The organism is Burkholderia sp. Ac-20365 (assembly GCF_017104715.1).
Taxonomy (GTDB): domain Bacteria; phylum Pseudomonadota; class Gammaproteobacteria; order Burkholderiales; family Burkholderiaceae; genus Paraburkholderia.
Genome location: NZ_JAAGPI010000031.1, coordinates 38,902 through 57,848 on the forward strand (window position 1 = coordinate 38,902; position 18,947 = coordinate 57,848).

The 18,947-nt window shown below is 62.0% G+C and carries 18 protein-coding genes; 9 read left to right on the forward strand and 9 right to left on the reverse strand.

Annotation, left to right across the window (positions count from 1 at the left end; all coding sequences use genetic code 11):
- Window positions 1-24 precede the first annotated feature (24 nt).
- From G3O01_RS34370 to G3O01_RS34400, 7 genes are all read left to right on the forward strand, one after another.
- Entirely contained in the window at window positions 25-480 is a 456-nt protein-coding gene (locus tag G3O01_RS34370) for a peptidylprolyl isomerase (RefSeq protein WP_205811456.1), read from the forward strand.
- A gap of 2 nt (window positions 481-482) precedes the next feature.
- Window positions 483-1,442: a 4-hydroxy-3-methylbut-2-enyl diphosphate reductase gene (gene ispH, locus G3O01_RS34375; RefSeq protein WP_205811457.1), complete on the forward strand. Its 960-nt coding sequence runs from the start codon at window positions 483-485 to the stop codon at window positions 1,440-1,442.
- A gap of 538 nt (window positions 1,443-1,980) precedes the next feature.
- Window positions 1,981-3,183, forward strand: a complete 1,203-nt coding sequence (locus G3O01_RS34380) for a branched-chain amino acid ABC transporter substrate-binding protein (protein ID WP_205811458.1) — start codon at window positions 1,981-1,983, stop codon at window positions 3,181-3,183.
- Window positions 3,184-3,411: 228 nt separating this feature from the next.
- Complete coding sequence (locus G3O01_RS34385) at window positions 3,412-4,362, forward strand: branched-chain amino acid ABC transporter permease (protein ID WP_012400001.1); 951 nt, start codon at window positions 3,412-3,414, stop codon at window positions 4,360-4,362.
- A gap of 18 nt (window positions 4,363-4,380) precedes the next feature.
- Window positions 4,381-5,550 (forward strand): ABC transporter ATP-binding protein, encoded by a 1,170-nt coding sequence (locus tag G3O01_RS34390; RefSeq protein WP_205811459.1) that lies wholly within the window; start codon window positions 4,381-4,383, stop codon window positions 5,548-5,550.
- A 21-nt stretch (window positions 5,551-5,571) separates the two neighbouring features.
- A complete protein-coding gene (locus G3O01_RS34395) occupies window positions 5,572-6,348 on the forward strand; it encodes an ABC transporter ATP-binding protein (protein ID WP_205811460.1) in 777 nt (258 codons plus the stop codon).
- Window positions 6,348-7,064: an ABC transporter ATP-binding protein gene (locus G3O01_RS34400; RefSeq protein WP_180736119.1), complete on the forward strand. Its 717-nt coding sequence runs from the start codon at window positions 6,348-6,350 to the stop codon at window positions 7,062-7,064. The genes G3O01_RS34395 and G3O01_RS34400 overlap by 1 nt, the downstream gene beginning before the upstream one ends.
- Before the next feature lie 820 nt (window positions 7,065-7,884).
- Here the strand turns inward: G3O01_RS34400 and G3O01_RS34405 are convergent.
- The 3 genes from G3O01_RS34405 to G3O01_RS34415 all read right to left on the reverse strand — a co-directional run bounded on the left by G3O01_RS34405 (window position 7,885) and on the right by G3O01_RS34415 (window position 10,873).
- The gene (locus G3O01_RS34405; protein WP_205811516.1) at window positions 7,885-8,331 is read right to left on the reverse strand and encodes a GNAT family acetyltransferase; all 447 of its coding nucleotides are present in this window, start codon (window positions 8,329-8,331) and stop codon (window positions 7,885-7,887) included.
- Window positions 8,331-9,515 (reverse strand): acetylornithine transaminase, encoded by a 1,185-nt coding sequence (locus G3O01_RS34410; RefSeq protein WP_205811461.1) that lies wholly within the window; start codon window positions 9,513-9,515, stop codon window positions 8,331-8,333. The genes G3O01_RS34405 and G3O01_RS34410 overlap by 1 nt, the downstream gene beginning before the upstream one ends.
- Before the next feature lie 326 nt (window positions 9,516-9,841).
- Complete coding sequence (locus G3O01_RS34415; protein ID WP_205811462.1) at window positions 9,842-10,873, reverse strand: CDP-6-deoxy-delta-3,4-glucoseen reductase; 1,032 nt, start codon at window positions 10,871-10,873, stop codon at window positions 9,842-9,844.
- Between the two features lie 74 nt (window positions 10,874-10,947).
- Here G3O01_RS34415 and G3O01_RS34420 point away from each other — a divergent pair, with 74 nt between their 5' ends.
- Window positions 10,948-11,979 carry an NAD-dependent epimerase/dehydratase family protein gene (locus G3O01_RS34420; protein ID WP_205811463.1) on the forward strand — a complete coding sequence of 344 codons (1,032 nt, stop codon included), beginning with the start codon at window positions 10,948-10,950 and terminating at the stop codon, window positions 11,977-11,979.
- On the opposite strand, the gene G3O01_RS34425 is transcribed toward G3O01_RS34420, so the two are convergent.
- The 6 genes from G3O01_RS34425 to G3O01_RS34450 all read right to left on the reverse strand — a co-directional run bounded on the left by G3O01_RS34425 (window position 11,962) and on the right by G3O01_RS34450 (window position 17,302).
- Complete coding sequence (locus tag G3O01_RS34425) at window positions 11,962-12,150, reverse strand: hypothetical protein (protein WP_205811464.1); 189 nt, start codon at window positions 12,148-12,150, stop codon at window positions 11,962-11,964. The two genes, G3O01_RS34420 and G3O01_RS34425, sit on opposite strands and share 18 nt — an antisense overlap.
- A 165-nt stretch (window positions 12,151-12,315) precedes the next feature.
- Window positions 12,316-13,020: a 16S rRNA pseudouridine(516) synthase gene (locus tag G3O01_RS34430; RefSeq protein ID WP_205811465.1), complete on the reverse strand. Its 705-nt coding sequence runs from the start codon at window positions 13,018-13,020 to the stop codon at window positions 12,316-12,318.
- Window positions 13,021-13,148: 128 nt separating this feature from the next.
- Complete coding sequence (locus G3O01_RS34435) at window positions 13,149-13,970, reverse strand: glycine betaine/L-proline ABC transporter ATP-binding protein (RefSeq protein ID WP_205811466.1); 822 nt, start codon at window positions 13,968-13,970, stop codon at window positions 13,149-13,151.
- Window positions 13,971-13,984: 14 nt separating this feature from the next.
- Window positions 13,985-14,974 carry a proline/glycine betaine ABC transporter permease gene (locus G3O01_RS34440; protein WP_205811467.1) on the reverse strand — a complete coding sequence of 330 codons (990 nt, stop codon included), beginning with the start codon at window positions 14,972-14,974 and terminating at the stop codon, window positions 13,985-13,987.
- 40 nt (window positions 14,975-15,014) lie between these two features.
- Entirely contained in the window at window positions 15,015-16,052 is a 1,038-nt protein-coding gene (locus G3O01_RS34445) for an ABC transporter substrate-binding protein (RefSeq protein WP_205811468.1), read from the reverse strand.
- Between the two features lie 74 nt (window positions 16,053-16,126).
- Complete coding sequence (locus G3O01_RS34450) at window positions 16,127-17,302, reverse strand: mandelate racemase/muconate lactonizing enzyme family protein (protein WP_205811469.1); 1,176 nt, start codon at window positions 17,300-17,302, stop codon at window positions 16,127-16,129.
- A gap of 209 nt (window positions 17,303-17,511) precedes the next feature.
- Here G3O01_RS34450 and G3O01_RS34455 point away from each other — a divergent pair, with 209 nt between their 5' ends.
- Window positions 17,512-18,942, forward strand: a complete 1,431-nt coding sequence (locus G3O01_RS34455; protein ID WP_205811470.1) for a PLP-dependent aminotransferase family protein — start codon at window positions 17,512-17,514, stop codon at window positions 18,940-18,942.
- The last annotated feature ends 5 nt before the right edge of the window (window positions 18,943-18,947 follow it).

Below are 18,947 nucleotides of genomic sequence, written 5' to 3' on the forward strand. Positions count from 1 at the left end.
GCGCCACGACCGAACGAGTACCGCATGAGCATCATCGACATCTCCGAAGTGAAACCCGGTTCGCACGTCACGCTTCATTACCGGCTTTCGCTCGCCGATGGCGCCGAGATCGTCAGCACCTTCAACGACACTCCCGCTACGCTGCTGCTGGGCGCGGGCCAGTTGGCGCCGCCGCTGGAAGACATTCTGCTGGGATTGAAGGTGGGTCACCATTCGACCTTTCAGCTAGAGCCGGGTCAGGCATTCGGCCCGCGCAATCCGGAACTAGTCCAGCGCGTGTCGCTGGCCACGCTCCGTGAAAACAGCATGATCGGCGAGGATTTTTCTCCCGGCGATCTCGTCGAATTCAATGCGCCGGGCGGTGGACGCTATGCTGGCGTGCTGAAAGAGGTCGGTGAAACCTCGGCTCTCTTCGATTTCAACCATCCGCTCGCCGGCCAGGCGCTGACGTTCGAAGTCAAAATCATCGGGATCCTGTAAACATGAGCATCACGGACACGACTCTCGCCGAAACGGAAATCCTGCTCGCGCAGCCGCGCGGATTCTGCGCCGGCGTCGATCGGGCGATCGAGATCGTCGAGCGCGCCATCAAGCTGTACGGTTCGCCGATCTACGTGCGTCACGAAATCGTTCATAACGCCTACGTTGTCGAGGATTTGCGCAAGAAGGGCGCGATCTTCATCGAACAGCTGGAAGAAGTGCCCTCGGGCAGCACGGTGATCTTCAGCGCGCATGGTGTATCGAAGGCAGTGCGCGCGGAGGCCGACGAGCGCGGCCTGCGCGTGTACGACGCAACGTGTCCGCTCGTCACCAAAGTGCACATCGAAGTCGCGAAGATGCGCGCGGAAGGCTTCGACATCGTGATGATTGGCCACAAGGGTCACCCCGAAGTGGAAGGCACGATGGGCCAGACGGCCGAGGGCATGTATCTCGTCGAAGATATCGACGACGTACAGGCGCTGCAGCTCGCCGATCCCGACCGCATCGCGTACGTGACGCAGACGACGCTGTCGGTCGACGACGCCGCACAGATCATCGGTGCGCTCAAGGCGAAGTATCCGAACGTCAAGGAACCGAAGAAGCAGGACATCTGCTACGCGACGCAAAACCGCCAGGACGCCGTCAAATTCATGGCGCCGCAGTGCGACGTAGTGATCGTGGTGGGCAGCCCGAACAGCTCGAATTCGAACCGGCTGCGTGAGCTGGCCGAAAAGCTCGGCGTGCCTTCCTATATGGTCGACTCGCCGGATCAGATCAATCCCGCATGGGTTGCCGACAAGCGCCGCATCGGCGTGACGGCCGGCGCATCGGCGCCGGAAGCGCTGGCGCAGGCTGTGATCGGCCGTCTGCGTGAACTGGGCGTGCGCAACGTGCGCGCGCTCGAAGGCATCGAGGAAAACATCGCGTTTCCGCTGCCTCGCGGGCTCGGTTTGCCTGCCTGACGAACTGTCCCCGTCCGAAAAAGCGCGCTTCGAGCGCGCTTTTTTTATGCCCGCGCGCATCGCGCATCGCCGTAAAAACGGTGCCAGATCATAGAAAAACAATAAAGTGACGGTGTCGAGGCGAACATTCTTTTTGTTTTTCGGGGCGTAATTTGGGTGCATGACATCGATCGCGCCCCGTTTTTCGTCTGATGATCGACAAGATATCCAGACATGTGCACAAATACAGTGCATTCGTCGACTAACATAATATTGAGAAACATAGATGTGCTGAAGTCCGCACCATCGGGCTCGCAGCGGAAAGGCTGCAACAACTGATGTGGCAAGGCGTCAGCGTTGGTGCAACTGATGCACGGAAAACTGGCGCAACCGGGTTGCGCCATATGCTCGAAAAAGGCCTCTGGAGGCGGTTGCAATGCAGGAAAACCCTGCGCATCCAACAATATTGCCCGTCGCAAAATTGGAGTTACAATGCGCGCGTTCTCAGGGCTAAAGGCCCCGGAACGCCAGATTTTGCAAGGCGCAGGAGACCTATTTAATGCGAGTCAAGTTTGCTTGTGCCGTGTCCATCGCGGCCGCGGTTGCGATGTTGACCGCGTGCAGCAAAAAGAATGATGGCGAGGCGGGCATGGGTGCGTCGGCTGCAGTGGCAGCGTCGGCGGCGAGCGCAAGCGAAGTGACCGTCGTGAAGATCGGTCATGCGGCCCCTTTGACGGGCGGCATTGCACATCTGGGCAAGGACAATGAAAACGGGGCGCGTCTCGCTGTTGAAGAGATCAACGCGCAGGGGTTGACCATCGACGGTCGCAAGATCCAGCTGCAACTCGATGCGCAGGACGATGCGGGCGATCCGAAAACGGGCACGCAGGTCGCGCAGAAACTGGTGGACGATCACGTGGTGGCTGTTGTCGGGCACCTGAATTCGGGTGTATCGATTCCGGCCTCGAAGATATATAGCGACGCGGGCATTGTGCAGATCTCGCCATCCTCGACGAATCCGGCCTTTACGCAGCAGGGCTTCAAGACGACCTACCGGGTCGTCGCGACCGATGCGCAGCAGGGACCGGCGCTGGCGAACTACGCGACGAAGGCACTCGGCGCGAAACGGATCGCAGTCGTGGACGACGCAACTGCATATGGCAAGGGTCTTGCTGACGAATTCGCGAAGACGGCGGAAGCGGGCGGCGCAAAGATCGTTGCGCGCGAGGCGACCAATGACCGGGCCACGGATTTCCGGGCCATCCTCACAAAGATAAAGAGTGCCCAGCCGGACGCCATCATGTTCGGCGGCATGGATGCAACGGGCGGGCCGTTTACGAAACAGGCAGCGGCGCTCGGAATCAGGGCAAAAATCCTTGGCGGCGACGGCGTGTGCACCGACAAGGTAGGGGAACTGGCGGGAAGTGCCGTTCAGAACCTCGTATGTTCGGAAGCAGGTCTTGCGCTTTCGAAGATGGACAGGGGAGCGGACTTCGAAAAGAAGTACGACGCACGCTTCCACACGCCGGTGCAGATTTACGCGCCGTTCACGTATGACGCTGTGTACGTGATCGTCGATGCAATGAAGCGCGCCAATTCGATCGAGCCGCCCAAGGTGCTCGCTGCGATGCCTTCGACCGATTACACGGGTGTCATCGGTCACATCGCATTCGACGACAAGGGCGACCTGAAAGAAGGCGCGATTACGCTTTACGACTTCAAGGACGGCAAGAAAGCGGTCCTCGACGTCGTGAAGATGTAATGACGGGACGTACAGCCTGACGGCACCGGACCATCCGACGGTGCCGTTTTTGCATCCGCGTCGGACGCGCGGGCCGCTGCAACCCAGCGGCATCGGGCGGCCGATGAAGATAACCCTTACCGGTCTTTTATATCAGTACCCGCAGTGCCGTTGCGATTTGCGTAAGGCATCAACGCCAACCGGCAGATGAAGAGCGCGAATCCAGTCGCACGGGCTAAGGAGCATTAAATGGATATTTTCATCCAGCAGGTGATCAACGGACTGGTGCTTGGCAGCGTCTACGCCATCATCGCACTGGGCTACACGATGGTGTACGGCATTCTCGGCATCATCAACTTCGCGCACGGCGACGTGCTGATGGTGGGCGCGATGGTCGCGCTCTCGGCCATCGGTGTGTTGCAGAACCACTTCCCCGGTCTCGGCAATGTGCCGACGCTGTGCATCGCGCTGGTCATAGCAGCCATCGTGTGCGCGGTGGTGGGCTACACGATCGAGCGGGTGGCGTACCGGCCGCTGCGCAAGGCGCCGCGTCTCGCCCCGCTGATCACCGCGATCGGCGTGTCGATCCTGCTGCAGACGCTCGCGATGATGATCTGGTCGCGCAACCCGCTGCCGTTCCCGCAGCTGCTGCCGACCGATCCTCTGAACGTGATCAAGGCCACCGATACGACGCCTGGCGCCGTGATCTCGATGACTGAAATCGTGATCATCGTCGTTGCGTTCCTCGTGATGGCAGGCCTGCTGCTCCTCGTGCACAAGACCAAGCTTGGCCGCGCGATGCGCGCAATCGCCGAGAACCCGGGCGTCGCCTCGCTGATGGGCGTGAACCCGAACTTCGTGATCTCGGCGACCTTCATGATCGGCTCGGCGCTCGCCGCGCTGGCGGGCGTGATGATCGCGTCGGAATACGGCAACGCGCACTTCTACATGGGCTTCATCCCCGGCCTGAAGGCGTTCACGGCGGCGGTGCTGGGCGGTATCGGCAATCTCGGCGGCGCGATGGTCGGTGGCGTGATTCTCGGTCTGATCGAACAGCTGGGCGCTGGTTACATCGGCAACCTCACGGGTGGCGTGTTCGGCAGTAACTATCAGGACGTGTTCGCATTCATCGTGCTGATCATCGTGCTGGTGTTCCGTCCGTCGGGCCTGCTGGGCGAACGTGTCGCGGATCGCGCGTAAGGGAAAGGAGCAAACATAATGACCTCAATTCAACCGATCGAGCCGTCCACGACGCTCATCCCCGAACGCAACCTGACGAAGACGCTGACGGTGGGCATCATCACCGCCGTGTTCGTGATCGCAGCGCCGTTTGTCATCGGCACTGCCGGCGGCAATTACTGGGTCCGCGTGCTCGACTTCGCGATGCTGTACGTGATGCTCGCGCTGGGTCTTAACGTGGTGGTCGGCTTTGCCGGCCTGCTGGATTTGGGCTACATAGCGTTCTACGCGGTCGGCGCCTACACGGCGGCACTGCTGTCGTCGCCGCACCTGTCGTCGCAATTCGAATGGATCGCGCATCTCGCGCCGGGCGGCCTGCATGTGCCGTTCCTGATCATCATCCCGTGCGCGATGGCGATTGCGGCGCTGTGCGGCGTGATTCTCGGTGCACCGACGCTGCGTCTGCGCGGCGACTACCTCGCGATCGTGACGTTGGGCTTTGGGGAAATCGTCCGGATTTTCCTGAACAACCTCGACCGTCCGGTGAACATCACGAACGGCCCGAAGGGCATCACGGGTATCGATCCGATTCACGTCGGTGACTTCAGCCTCGCGCAGACGCACTCGTTTTTCGGTCTGTCGATTCCGTCGGTGTACTCGTACTACTACGTGTTCGTGCTGTGCGCGCTGTTCGTGATCTGGGTGTGTACGCGTCTGCAGCACTCGCGTATCGGCCGTGCATGGGCCGCGATCCGCGAAGACGAAATTGCTGCGAAGGCAATGGGCATCAACACGCGTGACGTGAAGCTGCTGGCGTTCGCGATGGGCGCGTCGTTCGGCGGCCTGTCGGGCGCGATGTTCGGCGCGTTCCAGGGCTTCGTGTCGCCGGAATCGTTCACGCTGCCGGAATCGATCGTCGTGCTGGCGTGCGTGGTGCTGGGCGGCATGGGTCACATCCCGGGCGTGATTCTCGGCGCGGTGCTGCTCGCCGTGCTGCCCGAATTCCTGCGTTCGACGATGGGTCCGCTGCAACACATGCTGTTCGGCCATGAAATCGTCGATACGGAAGTGATCCGTCAGCTCGTGTACGCACTCGCGATGGTGCTGATCATGCTTTACCGCTCGGAAGGCCTGTGGCCGTCGCCGAAGCACGAAGACAAGATCGCGAAGATTGCGAAGCGCAACGGCAAGAAGCCGGTGCGTGCCTAATCGGACAGGGGAGTATCAGATATGAGCGACAAGAAAATCCGTCTGTCCGTGAAGGGCGTGAACAAGCGCTTTGGTGGCTTGCAGGCGCTGTCGGACGTGGGCCTTCAGATCGAAGAGGGCACGATTTACGGTCTGATCGGCCCGAACGGCGCCGGCAAGACCACGTTCTTCAACGTGATCACGGGTCTGTACACGCCGGATTCGGGCGAGTTCAAGCTCGACGGCACGCCGTACACGCCGACGGCTGTGTATCAGGTGGCGAAGGCCGGTATCGCGCGTACGTTCCAGAACATTCGTCTGTTCGGCGGCATGACTGCGCTGGAAAACGTGATGGTCGGCCGTCACGTGCGGACCAAGCATGGTCTGCTGGGCGCAGTGTTCCAGACGCCGGCTGAGCGTCAGGAAGAGCGCGAGATCAAGGAACGCGCGCTGGAACTGCTCGAATACGTCGGCGTGCTGCAGTACGCCGACTACACGTCGCGCAACCTGTCGTATGGTCACCAGCGCCGTCTGGAGATTGCACGTGCACTGGCGACCGATCCGAAGCTGCTCGCACTCGACGAACCGGCTGCCGGCATGAACGCAACCGAGAAGGTCGAACTGACGAAGCTGCTCGACAAGATCCGCGCGGACGGCAAGACGATCCTGCTGATCGAGCACGACGTGAAACTGGTGATGGGCCTGTGCAATCGCATGACAGTGCTCGACTATGGCAAGGTGATCGCTGAAGGTCTGCCGCATGACGTGCAGAAGGACCCGAAGGTGATCGAGGCTTATCTGGGTGCGGGGGTCCACTGATGGCTACGGCAATGTTGAAAATCAAGGGCCTTCAGGTCAACTACGGCGGCATTCAGGCCGTCAAGGGTGTTGACCTCGAGATCGCGCAGGGCGAACTGGTCACGCTGATCGGCGCCAATGGCGCGGGCAAGACGACCACGATGAAGGCGATCACGGGCCTCAAGCCGTACTCGGCTGGCGATATCGAGTACATGGGGCAGTCGATCAAGGGCGTGCCGCCGCATGAGTTGCTCAAGCGCGGTCTGGCGATGGTGCCGGAAGGTCGCGGGATCTTTGCTCGCATGTCGATTGTCGAGAACATGCAGATGGGTGCTTATCTGCGTAGCGATACGGAAGGCATCAAGAAGGACGTCGATCGCATGTTCGGCTTCTTCCCGCGTCTGAAGGAACGTGCTACGCAGTTGGCCGGTACGCTCTCCGGCGGTGAACAGCAGATGCTCGCGATGGCGCGCGCTGTTATCTCGAAGCCGAAGCTGTTGCTGCTCGATGAGCCGTCGATGGGTCTGTCGCCGATCATGGTCGAGAAGATCTTCGAAGTGGTGCGCGAGATTTCCAAGGAAGGCATTACTGTGATGCTGGTTGAGCAGAATGCTCGACTTGCCTTGCAGGCGGCTGATCGTGGCTATGTGATGGATTCGGGTACTGTCACTATGTCTGGCGACGCCAAGCAGATGCTTGATGATCCTAAGGTGCGGGCAGCGTATCTGGGCGAGTGATACTCGCGGTTCGGTTTTTTTGTTTTTTTGTTGTTTCGTTGTTTGTTTTGACTGGAAAGGCTGCACGTTTAGGCGTGCGGCCTTTTTTGTTGCTGGTTTTGGTTTGGTGTCTGCGACGCTGGGTCGGTTTGCTTTTGTTGTCGCTGGCATCCGCGGTTTGTTATTGGTTCTTCAAGCGTTGCCCCTGTGCGGGGCGGCACTTACTTTCTTTGCCGCCGCAAAGAAAGTAAGCAAAGAAAGCGGGCTAACACCGCTAATTCTTGACCACCGCCTGAGGGCCCCAACAGTTCCTCCGCTTCAAACGGCGTTCTGCCCTTCACTGCCCGTTGCCAGCGCTTCGGCTAAGCGCCTCACCCACTTCAAGCACCCGTACAACTGCCAGCGGCCGCGAACGGTCACGGCCGCCCAGGTGGCAAACTGTGTGTAGGTCGTAGTACTTCGCACGTCAGCGTTCCTACGACACCGATCGTGTTTTCAGGCCGGAGTGGTGCGTGTATGGCGCGAAAGCCGACACACAGTTTGCCGCTATGGAACATGGGCGATGCGATCGCGCATGTGGCGACGCGGGAGTGTGAAGCAGGTGAGGCGCTCAATAAGAGCGTTGGCAGCGGGCATCGAGAAGGGAGATGTCGCGGACAGGACGGGGCCGTTGGGGGCCCGTGGGCAGGAAGAAAAGTTGGCGGTGTGAGCGGCTTTCTTTTGCCTACTTTTCTTTGCCGCGGCAAAGAAAAGTAGGTGCCGCCCCGCACAGGGGCAACACTAGCAGACCAGAGGCAAATCGCGGATGCCAGCGAAAACCAAACGCAAGCACCCAGCTACGCTACAGCCCCAACCGCTTCCCAAGACTAACAACCTCATCAACCCGATACCCGAGGGACTCATAAAAACCCCTCACATCAGCCTTGGCACTCAGCACCTGCAAATTAACCTTAGGGCACCCCCGCGCGGTGAGCGCCCCTTCAGCATGTTGCATCAACCGCGTACCGATCCCGAGCCGCCGTTCCCGCGAGCAAACCGCGAGCGAATACACCCATCCCCGATGCCCGTCATACCCAGCCATCACGGTGCCGACAATACAACCATCCTTGACGGCAACGAAAAACAACTCAGGCTGAGTAGCAAGCTTATTGGCAATGGACAGATGCGGATTACGCTGCGGCCTTGAAGCGTCCCGATACTCAGGAAACGCCTCGAGCCACAACGCAATCACCTCATCCGTATCGCCCGCGGCGAACACGCGGATCGACAGAGACGAAGAAGCCTCAATCACAGCGAATCCAGAATCGACCGCAGCATTGCCATCATCTGATCGATCTCCTCAGTGGTGACGTTCAGCGCAGGCATGAAGCGCAGCAGATTCGGACGCGCAGCATTGAGCAGCAGACCGTCAGGTCCCATCAGGCGAGCCTTCTCGACGATCTGATTGCCGATATCCTTGCCCAGCAGCAGCGCACGCAGTAGACCCTCACCACGCTCGCCGAGGAACCCGCGCTCTTCTGACAGTTCGAGCAGCTTCGCGCGCAGATACTCGCCGCGCGCCTTCACGCCATCGAGAAAGCCCGGCGCCGTCAGTTGCGAAATCACCGAATAGCCAGCAGCCGTCATCAACGGATTGCCGTTGTACGTGCCGCCCTGATCGCCCGCTTCGAACACTTCGACGTGCTTCTTGCACAGCAACGCGCCCAACGGCACGCCACTGCCGATACCCTTCGCCAGCGTCATCACGTCCGGCTCGATACCCGACAGCTCATATGCGAACAACGTACCCGCACGGCCGCAGCCGCTCTGCACTTCATCGACGATCAACAGCAAGCCGTGCTTCGTCGTCAGCTCGCGCAGTTGCTGCATGAATTCACGCGATGCCGGAATCACGCCGCCTTCGCCCTGGATCGGCTCGAGCATCACGGCGATGGTTTTGTCGGTGATCAGCTTCTCGACGGATGCGATGTCGTTAAGTTCGGCCTTCGGGAAGCCTGGCACCTGCGGTGCATAAATCGTGTCCCAGCCCGGCTTGCCGCTTGCCGACATCGTCGCGAGCGTGCGGCCGTGGAAGCTGTGATCGAACGTGATGATCTCGTACGCGCCGTTCTTGAACTTCTTGCCGTACTTGCGCGCGAGCTTGATCGCGCCTTCGTTCGCTTCCGCGCCGCTGTTCGTGAAGAACACCTTGTCGAAGCAGCTGTGTTGCGTGAGCAGGGCGGCGAGCTTCGCCATCGGCTCGTTGTAAAACGCCGGCGACGGGTTGATCAGCGTCTTCGCCTGTTGCGTCAGCGCTTCGACCACACCGTCGTTGCAATGGCCGAGGCTGTTGACGGCCCAGCCCTGAATGAAATCCAGATATCGCTTGCCGGTGTTGTCATAGAGCCACGAGCCCTTGCCGTGCGTGAAAACGATTTCGGGCCGGTTCGTGATGTACATCAGCGAATCGATCGGATACTCATTGAAGTTCATGGCTACAGGCTCCAGGCAAACAGGGATGAAAAACCGCCTCGGACAGAATGGCCCAGCAACGGAAAGAAAAAAGGACTGCGCAAATACAAAAAGCCACGGCATGCCGTGGCTTTCATGATTCGAACTGCAAGCGCGTTGTTCGCGCGAATCCGTGACGAAGCCAGCGGCGCCCCTAAGGGAGCAGCGAGCGGCGACGTCGAAGTTCGGACAGGATGCGGTTCATGCGCGAAAGAATACGACAATGCCGGCGCCCGTGTAAACCTGCAATTTGCATGTTTTCACGCAGTGCCGGCCGGTGTTGCTTACGAAGCGTGACTGCGCAACGATCAGACGGGGTTCGCGAGATCGGCCGCGCTCGTGAACGAATCCGCATAGAACTCGTCTTCCGGCAGGCGATGATGCTGCGTGAAATCGCGTTGCGCCGACTCGACCATCACGGGCGCACCGCACGCGTACACCTGATACGCCGACAAGTCTGGCAGATCTTCGATGACGGCCCGATGAACGAAGCCGACACGACCCGTCCACGCGTCGTCCGCGTCCGGTTCCGACAGCACCGGCACGAACTTGAAGTTCGGAATCTCGCGCGCCCATTGCTCGGCGAGTTCCATCATGTACAGATCTTTCTTGCGACGCGCGCCCCAGTAGAGCGTCATCGGGCGCGTGATGTTCTTGAACACCGCGTGCTCGACGATCGCCTTCAGCGGCGCGAAGCCCGTGCCCGATGCGAGCAGCACGATCGGCTTGTCCGATTCTTCGCGCAGGAAGAACGTGCCGAGCGGCGCTTCGAAGCGCAGGATGTCGCGCTCTTTCATCGTGTTGAAGACGTGATCCGTGAACGCGCCACCCGGCATATGACGGATATGCAGCTCGACCGGGCCTTCTGCGCTCGGCGCGCTCGCCATCGAATAGCTGCGGCGCTTGCCGTCCTTCAGGATGAACTCTAGGTACTGGCCGGCCATGTACTGCAGGCGCTCGTTCGCGGGCAACTGCAGCTTGAGCACGACGACGTCGTCGGCCTTGCGCTCGATCGCGTTCACGCGGCATGGCAGCTTCTTGATCTGCACGTCGCCGATGCCCGTCACTTCGCGGATATCGACTTCGAGATCGGTGCAAGCCGTCGCGCAGCACAGGAGAGCCATGCCGCGCGTCTTTTCGTCGTTCGACAGCGCCGACGACGAATGCGCGCGCTGCTCGACTTCACCCGCGACGACCGTGCCCTTGCACGAACCGCATGCGCCGTTCTTGCAGCCGTACGGCAGGCCGATGCCCTGGCGAAGGGCGGCTGTCAGCACGGGTTCGTCGGGTTCTACCTGAAACTGCCGGCCGCTTTGCCGGAGCGTTACGTTGAATGCCATATGTCGTTCAATCTTCGAATGCAGGGAATCAGTAACCAATGCGTGTCGTGGATCGCAGATACAATGCGTCCACGATGAAAGCGACACGAAAATTGCGCAGGCCGCGCGTGCTGATCGTCGGTTGCGGCGATGTCGGCATGCGCTGCGTACGGCAACTGCAAGGACGCGCGCGTCTCTATGCGCTCACGAGCCACGCGGAGCGCCGCGACGAACTGCGCGCGGCGGGCGTCACGCCGATCGTCGGCGATCTGGACGTGCGCGCGAGCCTCTCGCGTCTTGCCCGTCTCGCGCCAACCGTGCTGCATCTCGCGCCGCCGCAAAAAGCCGGCGACATCGACACCCGCACGCGGGCGTTGCTGGCCACGCTGGCTGCGCCGCGTAAGCGTCGCGCCCGCCATGTGGCGACCGCGCGTTTGCGGCGCGCGCAGCACGGTCTTCGTGCACGCAAAACATCCAGTATTGTACCCGACGGGGGGTATCCGGCTCCGCGGGCCGGGTATCGGCCGAACTGGCGTTTGCGGCTCGTCTATGCGAGTACGACGGGCGTCTACGGCGACTGCGGCGGCGCGTGGCTCGACGAAACGCGTCCCGTCGCGCCGGCCAACGAACGCGCGAAACGCCGTGTATCGGCGGAAACGCAATTGCGGCGCGCGGCCGCGCGGCATGCGATCACGGCGAGCATCGCGCGCATTCCGGGCATTTATGCGGGCAACCGGCTGCCGCTCGCGCGGCTGGAAAAGCGCACGCCCGCGCTCGTCGATGCCGACGACGTCTACACGAATCACATCCACGCCGACGATCTCGCCGCGATCCTGCTGCGCATGACGACGCACGGCCGCCCGTCGCGCGTGATCCACGCGTCCGACGATACAACGCTGAAAATGGGCGAGTACTTCGACGAGGTTGCGGACGCATTCGGCATCGAGCGCGCGCCACGCGTCACGCGCGCCGAAGCGGAGCAGCAGTTGGGCGAGATGATGCTGTCGTTCATGCGCGAATCGCGGCGGCTCGTGAATACGCGTCTGAAGCGCGAGTTGCGCTTCAGGCTGCGCTATCCGAGCGTCGCCGATTTTCTGCGCACAGTGAGTTCAGATAAGAGCAGGTAGCGCTTCCAGCAACAGGAAGCAGCAGAACGCGCCGATCAGCGCGGCGATCAGGTTCGGCTCGTACCGGTGCCGAAGATGCATGATCGCCAGTACGCCGCCAATCAGCAGCATCGCGAGTCCGATGAACGCGACCATTCCGTATGAAACCGCCAGGTTGCCGTAGATGACCATGGCGCCTCCTTGCCTGCTTTGTAATCTTTGTTGATCCGAGTATAGGACGGGCGTTCGGAGCAAGCATGCTGCATCGCAGCGTTCTGCAAGGTTTTTGTAGCGCTTTTGTTCGGAATCCAACGTAGTTTCAGTGACTTGAAACGGCGTGCACGCGGCCTTAGTCGTTTACCCGCTCCGTAATGCACCGAGGTCGGCGGCATCGAGCCATTGCCATGCGCCTTCGGCGAGTGTTGCTGGTAGCGCCAGCCCGCCGACCCGCTCGCGATGCAGCGCTTCAACGCGATTGCCGGACGCTGCGACCATCCGCTTCACCTGATGGTATTTGCCTTCCAGCACGGTCAGTTCCAGCTGATGCTCGCTGCGCGCATGCGCCGCGACCGCTGCGATGGGTTTCGCTTCGCCGTGCAGCAGTACGCCGTCGCGCAACGCGGCGAGTTGTGTGTCGTCAAGCGGGTGGCGCGTGGTCGCGAGATAGACCTTCGGCACCTTGCGCTTGGGCGACGTGTACGCGTGGACGAACTGGCCGTCGTCGGAGAGGAGCAGCAGGCCCGTCGTGTCCTGATCGAGGCGGCCGACGCACTGCACGTTGCGTGTTGCGAACTGCGCGGGCAGCAGATTGAACACGCTCAGATGATGCTGCGGATCGCGCGAACATTCATAGCCCGCGGGCTTGTTGAGCAGGATGTACGCGCGTTCGTGATAAGGCCACGCGGTGCCGTCGACTTCGAACACAAGCGCGTTCGTATCGACATCGGCATCAGGATCGGTGACTGGCGCACTGCCGATCGACACGCGGCGGTCCGCGATCATCGCGCGGCACTGGCGGCGCGAACCGAAGCCTTGAGAAAAGAGAACGCTTTCGAGATTCATGGGAGCGGGCAGAAAGGCAAACGCACACAGCGTTGCATCAAAACGTCGACGGCGTCCTTCGTGATGAAGGACACCGTCATCGCCTGCATTTTACCCGCCGTCTTGCGATGCTCCGCTCACCTCGGCGTTCAATGCGCGCCCGAACGCCGCTCGACGAAGCGCGCGACGTAATCGTCGGAGGGTTTCGTGAGGATCTCGTTCGGCGTGCCTTCCTGCACCAGCGTGCCGTCCCGCAGAATTGCGATACGGTTGCCGATGCGCAGCGCTTCGTCGAGATCATGCGTGATGAACACGATCGTCTTGTTGAGCGTCGCCTGCAATTGCAACAACTGGTCCTGCATTTCCGTGCGGATCAGCGGATCGAGCGCGGAGAAGGCTTCGTCCATCAGCAGCACGTCGGTATCGGCGGCGAGTGCACGGGCGAGGCCCACGCGCTGACGCATGCCGCCCGACAGTTCGTCCGGATAGTGATCGGCGTAACCGTCGAGCCCAACCTTGCCGAGCCACATGCGCGCTTTCTCGTTCGCTTCCGCCTTGCCTTCGCCGCGCGTGCGCAGCGCATAGGCGGTGTTGTCGAGCACCGTCTGATGCGGCAGCAGGCCGAAGTTCTGGAACACCATGCTGACCTTGTAGCGGCGCAGTTCGCGCAAGCCGTGCGGGTCGAGCTTGATGACATCCGATCCGTCGATCACGATCTCGCCCGCCGTCGGCTCGATCAGCCGGTTGAAGTGACGCACGAGCGTCGACTTGCCCGAGCCCGACAAACCCATGATCACGTAAATCTCGCCCGAGCCGATATGCAGGCTCACGTTGTTCAGGCCGACGTTGCAGCCCGTTTGCGCGAGTACTTCAGCCTTGGTCTTGCCGCTCTTCAACAGGTCGAGCACGCGCCGATGACCGGCTTCCGGGCCGAAGAGCTTGTACACGTTCTTGACTTCGATCGATGACATGTCCGTGCCCTCCGTCAATCCGCGGTGCGGGTTTCGAGTCCGCTTTGCGTTGCATTCTGGTTGCCTGTTGCCGCAGCTTCTTCATCGCGCGGCGCGCCAGCATTGCGATACGGCACGCGCGATGCCGCCTTCGCCTTGCGGCGCTGCGCGACGAGCCGTCGCGTGCGGCGATCCTGCCCATAACCCTGACTGATCCGGTCGATCACGATAGCGAGAATCACAATCGCGATACCCGCCTGCATGCCCTTGCCGATATCGAGCGTCTGGATGCCGGCGAGCACGTCTTCGCCAAGCCCGCGCGAGCCGATCATCGACGCGATCACGACCATCGACAGCGCCATCATCGTCGTCTGGTTGATACCGGCCATGATGCTGGGACGCGCGAGCGGCAACTGCACGTTCATCAGCAACTGCCAGCGCGTCGTGCCGAAGGCGCGCGCCGCTTCGACGACATCGGCATCGACGTGACGGATGCCCAGATCGGTCAAACGGATCAGCGGCGGCAGCGCGTAGATGATCGTCGCGAGAATCGCGGGCACCTTGCCGAGGCCGAACAGCATCAGCACGGGGATCAGATACACGAAGCTCGGCAGCGTCTGCATGATGTCGAGCACGGGCAGCAGCATGCGGCGCATCCACGGACTGCGCGACGCCCAGATGCCGAGCGGCACGCCGAGCGCGACGGACAGCACGGTCGCCACCAGCATCAGCGCGAGCGTTTGCATCAGCTTGTCCCACAGGCCGAAGCAGCCGATCACATACAGCAGCAGCACGAAAAAGCCCGCAATGCCGATGCGCCGCGTCGCGTTCAGCGTCAGCAGCCCGACGGCGATCAGGATCGCGAGCGGCGGCGTCGCGCGCAGCACGCCCTCGAGCGGCACCAGTACGTAGCGCAGCAGCGCCGTGCTGAAGTCATGGAAACTGTCGCCGTACGCGGCGACGAACGATTGCACATGGTCGTTCACCCAGTCGGCGATCGACAGATGCAGAAAGATCGAATTCATGTTGAAACCCTCCGGTGCGTCATCACGCGTCGCTGCCGTATCAGCTGGCGAGCGCGGCTTGAACTTTCTGCGCGACGTCGGTGGGCACCCACGCCTTCCACATGTCCGGATGCTCGCGCAGGAACTGCTTCGCCATCGTCGGGCCGTCGATCTTCTTGCTCGTCATGTCGAGGATCGTCTTGTTGAGGAAGTCCATCGGGAAGCTGACTTTCGAGTAGGTGTCCATCAGCTGCGGCTCGGCCTGATAGAACGGCGTCGACACGCCGACCTTCAGATGCGAAACCAGATACGACGACGCGCATTGCGACGTGCTGTTATCCGCGCGCAGCGTGTCCCAGCACTTCTGGTTGAACGCGGGCATCTTCAGCTGGACGAACTTGTACTTCGCCATCAGCGCAGCGGGTTCCCAGTAGTAGAAGAGGATAGGCTTGCCGCGCTGATACGCGGATTCGATCGCGGCGTCGAGCGCTGCGCCCGTGCCGGGGCGGAAGTCGGTGTACGAATCGTCGAGATTCAAGGTCTTCAGGAGACGCCGGTTCACGCGTTCGCAATCCCAGCCCGACGGACAGTTGAGGAAGCGGCCTTTGCCCGGTTCTTCGTCGTCTTCGAACACGCCTTTGTACTTCGGCAGATCGGTCACTGAAACGAGGTTCGGCGCGACCGGTTTGATGTTGCGCTTTGCGTCGCCCTTCACGACATACTCGGGTACGAACCAGCCTTCGTTGGTGCCGCCCGGCAGCGTGTCGCCGAGCAGTTTCACGTGGCCGTCGGCGACCGCTTTCGCGATGATTTCCGAGCGACCCGTCCACTGTTCGGACCACACTTGCAGATCGTCGCGCGACAAAGCCGTTTCGGTGGCAGCCGTGTTGCCGGGGATCGTGTCCGTCTTGCAGCCGTAGCCTTTCTCGGTGATGAAGCGCAGCACTTCCGACGTGAACGAACCGCTTTCCCACGTGACGCCCGCAAAGCGCACGGGTTTGCCCGCCGAGCACCACGTGCCGGCGTGAGCCGCGGCGGGCCATAAGGCGCCGGCGGCGAGCGCGACCGTGACGGTGCGCATCAGGGATCTGATCTGCATGGTGTGTCTCCGATTGTGATTGGATGTATGGCGCTGTCGTCGAGCGCCTTTCGTTGCGTCTGGTTATTACGGCGTCAGCCGTAGGTGCTGCTGGAACTGAGCGTCGCGGCGAGGACGTCTTCGTCGATCGAAAGACCGAGGCCCGGCGCATCGGACAGCGTGATCCAGCCTTCGCTGTCGATATCGATCGGGTTCTTCAGCATGAAGTCGCGGCGCTCGATCGACCATTCGGGCGGGTCGTACGGAAATTCGATGAATGGCGCGCTCGCGGCGCCCGCCGTCACGTGCAGATTGGCGGCAACGCCGATACCGTTGCCCCACGTGTGCGGCGTGAAAACCTTGCCACGCGCCTCGACGGCTTGCGCGAGCTTGCGCAGCCCTTCCATGCCGAGCGAGCACGCGACGTCCGGCTGATACACGTCGAGACAATCGCGCGCGAGCATCTGATCGAACTCGTAGCGCTCGCGCGTCATCTCGCCGCCAGCGATACGCAACTGCGGCGTCACCGCCTGACGCAGCCGCGCCATGCCGTCGTAATCGCCGCGGTGCAGCGGTTCTTCCATCCAGTAGACGCGATGTTTTTCCAGTTCACGCGCGACGGCGAGCGCTTCGTCGAAGGTCCACGGCGCCGCGGTGTCCCACGGCATGCGCCAGCCCTGATTGCAGTCGACCATCAGTTCGAGCCGGTCGCCGACGGCTTCGCGCACGGCGGCCAGCACAGAGAAATCGTCCTTCAGTTGCGGACGGCCGAAACGGATTTTCAGCGCTGGAAAGCCGCGTTCGGCGACATGCAGCGCCATACGCGCCATCTCGTCGGGACGGCGATGCACGCCGCTCGACGCATATGCGCGAATCCGGTTGCTGCGGCCACCCGCCATCTGCCAGCACGCTTGCCCGCGGATTTTCCCGGCGAGATCCCACAGCGCGATATCGAGCGGCCATGGTCGGCCTGCGTGGAAGCCGATGTTGTCGAGCACGGCGCTATGGCGCGCGAGGTCGAGCGGATCGGTGCCGATGAACAGATGCTGGTAGTCGGCGAAACCGTACATCGCATCGCCGGAGCCAATGCCGACGCGGCCGGCGTCGTCGTGGACGCGCACGATGGTCGCGGGAAATTTGCGGCGCGGCTGGCTATCCCACGAGGCGGGGAAGGGCGGATCGAGCTCCAGCTGGTGATGTGTTATCTCGATGCGGGTGATGCGGGCGGTTTGCGCGGTCCGGCTCACGGCCTCGTTTGCTTCACGATCCATCAGGCGTCTCCTCCTGAATTGACGCGGTGCCGCATGCAATGCGGTCACAATGCGTATCGAATGGGATAGGAATGACGCAATGCTATGAAGCAGAGGCGGGCAACTCAATCGGTTCAATAAAAGTAAATGACTGCATCCAATTCTGGGATATGCGTTGCGTATCATTCGAATGACACAGAACTCAACGAATTGACGGAGACCGTCGCAACATGGCGATGAATGCCTGGCTGCCGAGAATCGAGGCGGGCAGCGAACCGAAATATCAGGTCATTGCGCGTGCGTTCGCGCAGGCCATTCTCAACGGGCAACTGCCCGCCGGCGAGAAGCTGCCGCCACACCGGTCGCTCGCGAGCGAACTGAAGGTGACAACCGGCACGATCAGCCGCGCGTACGCCGAACTGGAACGACAGGGACTCGCGAATGCGCGCGTCGGCGACGGCACATACGTCGCGCAGGCGCGCTCGCGTGAGTTGCCGCCTGCGGCCAATGGCTATGCGGCGCTGCGTCCCGGCGCGCCTAGCGCGCCGCCGCTGATCGACCTCGGCCAGAACGTGCCGCAATCGACGGAAGAAGCGGCCGCGCTGTCGGCCACGCTCGCCGAGATCGCCACCGACCAGCGCCTCACGGCCGAACTGCTGCAATACGCGCCGGAAGCAGGCTCGATGCGGCACAGGCTGGCGGGCGCGGCGTGGCTCGGCCGCGCGGGCAGTCCGGCGAGCGCCGCGCGCGTGCTCGTCACGCAGGGCGCGCAGCATGCACTTGCCTCGGTGCTGCGCGCCGTCACACGCCCGGGCGATACGGTGCTCGCCGAAGTGGTCAGCTATCCAGGCATCATCGCGCTCGCGCGGCAGTTGCGGCTGCATCTCGTGGGCGTCGAAATCGACCAGGAAGGGCTCGTGCCTGCCGCGCTGGAACTGGCGTGCAAGTCGCTGCATCCGCGCGCGATCTTCTGCGTGCCGACCATCCACAATCCGACCACGGCGACGATGTCCGAGGCGCGGCGCGACGCCGTTGCCGAGATTCTGCAGCGGCACAGCGTGCTGCTGATCGAGGACATTGTTCCCGCGATGCTGCTCGAAACGCCGCCCGAGCCGCTCGCGGTACGCATGCCGGAACAGGCGTTTCTGATCGCAGGACTGTCGAAGTCAGTGGCGCCAGGCTTGCGCGTCGGTTATCTGCAGGCGCCGAGCGCGTGGTGCTCGAAGATCGCCGCCGTGATCCGCAGCGACTGCTGGATGACGGCGCCGCTGATGGCGGAAATCGTGTCGCGCTGGATCGAAAGCGGCGAGATGGATCGGCTTAACGCGTTGCAGCGCGTGCGTATCGATGCCGAGCATGAGATCGCGAACCAGGCGCTCGAGGGCGTCACTTACCGGCAGGCGCCGACGAGTTCACACTTGTGGCTGCCGCTGCCCGAGCCGTGGCGTGCCGCGGAATTCGCGGCGGCGCTGCGCCACGAAGGCGTGCTCGTGAAGACGGCCGACAGCTTCGTGATCGGCCGCAACGCCGCGCCGCACGCGATCCGCGTGTGCATGAGCGGCGCGACGTCGCTCGATGCGCTTTCACGCGGCCTCGCGCTGATCCGCACGACGCTCGATCACGGGCTGGAAAGCGGGATGGCTGCGTCGTACGCGCCTTGAAGCGC

Excerpts from the sequence above, each read along its gene's own strand:
- G3O01_RS34400 (WP_180736119.1), top strand. The coding sequence starts at position 6,348 with ATGGCTACGGCAATGTTGAAAATCAAGGGCCTTCAGGTCAACTACGGC.
- G3O01_RS34440 (WP_205811467.1), bottom strand. The coding sequence starts at position 14,974 with ATGAATTCGATCTTTCTGCATCTGTCGATCGCCGACTGGGTGAACGAC.
- G3O01_RS34395 (WP_205811460.1), top strand. The coding sequence starts at position 5,572 with ATGAGCGACAAGAAAATCCGTCTGTCCGTGAAGGGCGTGAACAAGCGC.
- G3O01_RS34410 (WP_205811461.1), bottom strand. The coding sequence starts at position 9,515 with ATGAACTTCAATGAGTATCCGATCGATTCGCTGATGTACATCACGAAC.
- G3O01_RS34415 (WP_205811462.1), bottom strand. The coding sequence starts at position 10,873 with ATGGCATTCAACGTAACGCTCCGGCAAAGCGGCCGGCAGTTTCAGGTA.
- G3O01_RS34445 (WP_205811468.1), bottom strand. The coding sequence starts at position 16,052 with ATGCAGATCAGATCCCTGATGCGCACCGTCACGGTCGCGCTCGCCGCC.
- G3O01_RS34385 (WP_012400001.1), top strand. The coding sequence starts at position 3,412 with ATGGATATTTTCATCCAGCAGGTGATCAACGGACTGGTGCTTGGCAGC.
- G3O01_RS34435 (WP_205811466.1), bottom strand. The coding sequence starts at position 13,970 with ATGTCATCGATCGAAGTCAAGAACGTGTACAAGCTCTTCGGCCCGGAA.
- G3O01_RS34425 (WP_205811464.1), bottom strand. The coding sequence starts at position 12,150 with ATGGTCATCTACGGCAACCTGGCGGTTTCATACGGAATGGTCGCGTTC.
- G3O01_RS34370 (WP_205811456.1), top strand. The coding sequence starts at position 25 with ATGAGCATCATCGACATCTCCGAAGTGAAACCCGGTTCGCACGTCACG.
- G3O01_RS34390 (WP_205811459.1), top strand. The coding sequence starts at position 4,381 with ATGACCTCAATTCAACCGATCGAGCCGTCCACGACGCTCATCCCCGAA.
- G3O01_RS34455 (WP_205811470.1), top strand. The coding sequence starts at position 17,512 with ATGGCGATGAATGCCTGGCTGCCGAGAATCGAGGCGGGCAGCGAACCG.
- ispH (WP_205811457.1), top strand. The coding sequence starts at position 483 with ATGAGCATCACGGACACGACTCTCGCCGAAACGGAAATCCTGCTCGCG.
- G3O01_RS34430 (WP_205811465.1), bottom strand. The coding sequence starts at position 13,020 with ATGAATCTCGAAAGCGTTCTCTTTTCTCAAGGCTTCGGTTCGCGCCGC.
- G3O01_RS34380 (WP_205811458.1), top strand. The coding sequence starts at position 1,981 with ATGCGAGTCAAGTTTGCTTGTGCCGTGTCCATCGCGGCCGCGGTTGCG.
- G3O01_RS34450 (WP_205811469.1), bottom strand. The coding sequence starts at position 17,302 with ATGGATCGTGAAGCAAACGAGGCCGTGAGCCGGACCGCGCAAACCGCC.
- G3O01_RS34420 (WP_205811463.1), top strand. The coding sequence starts at position 10,948 with ATGAAAGCGACACGAAAATTGCGCAGGCCGCGCGTGCTGATCGTCGGT.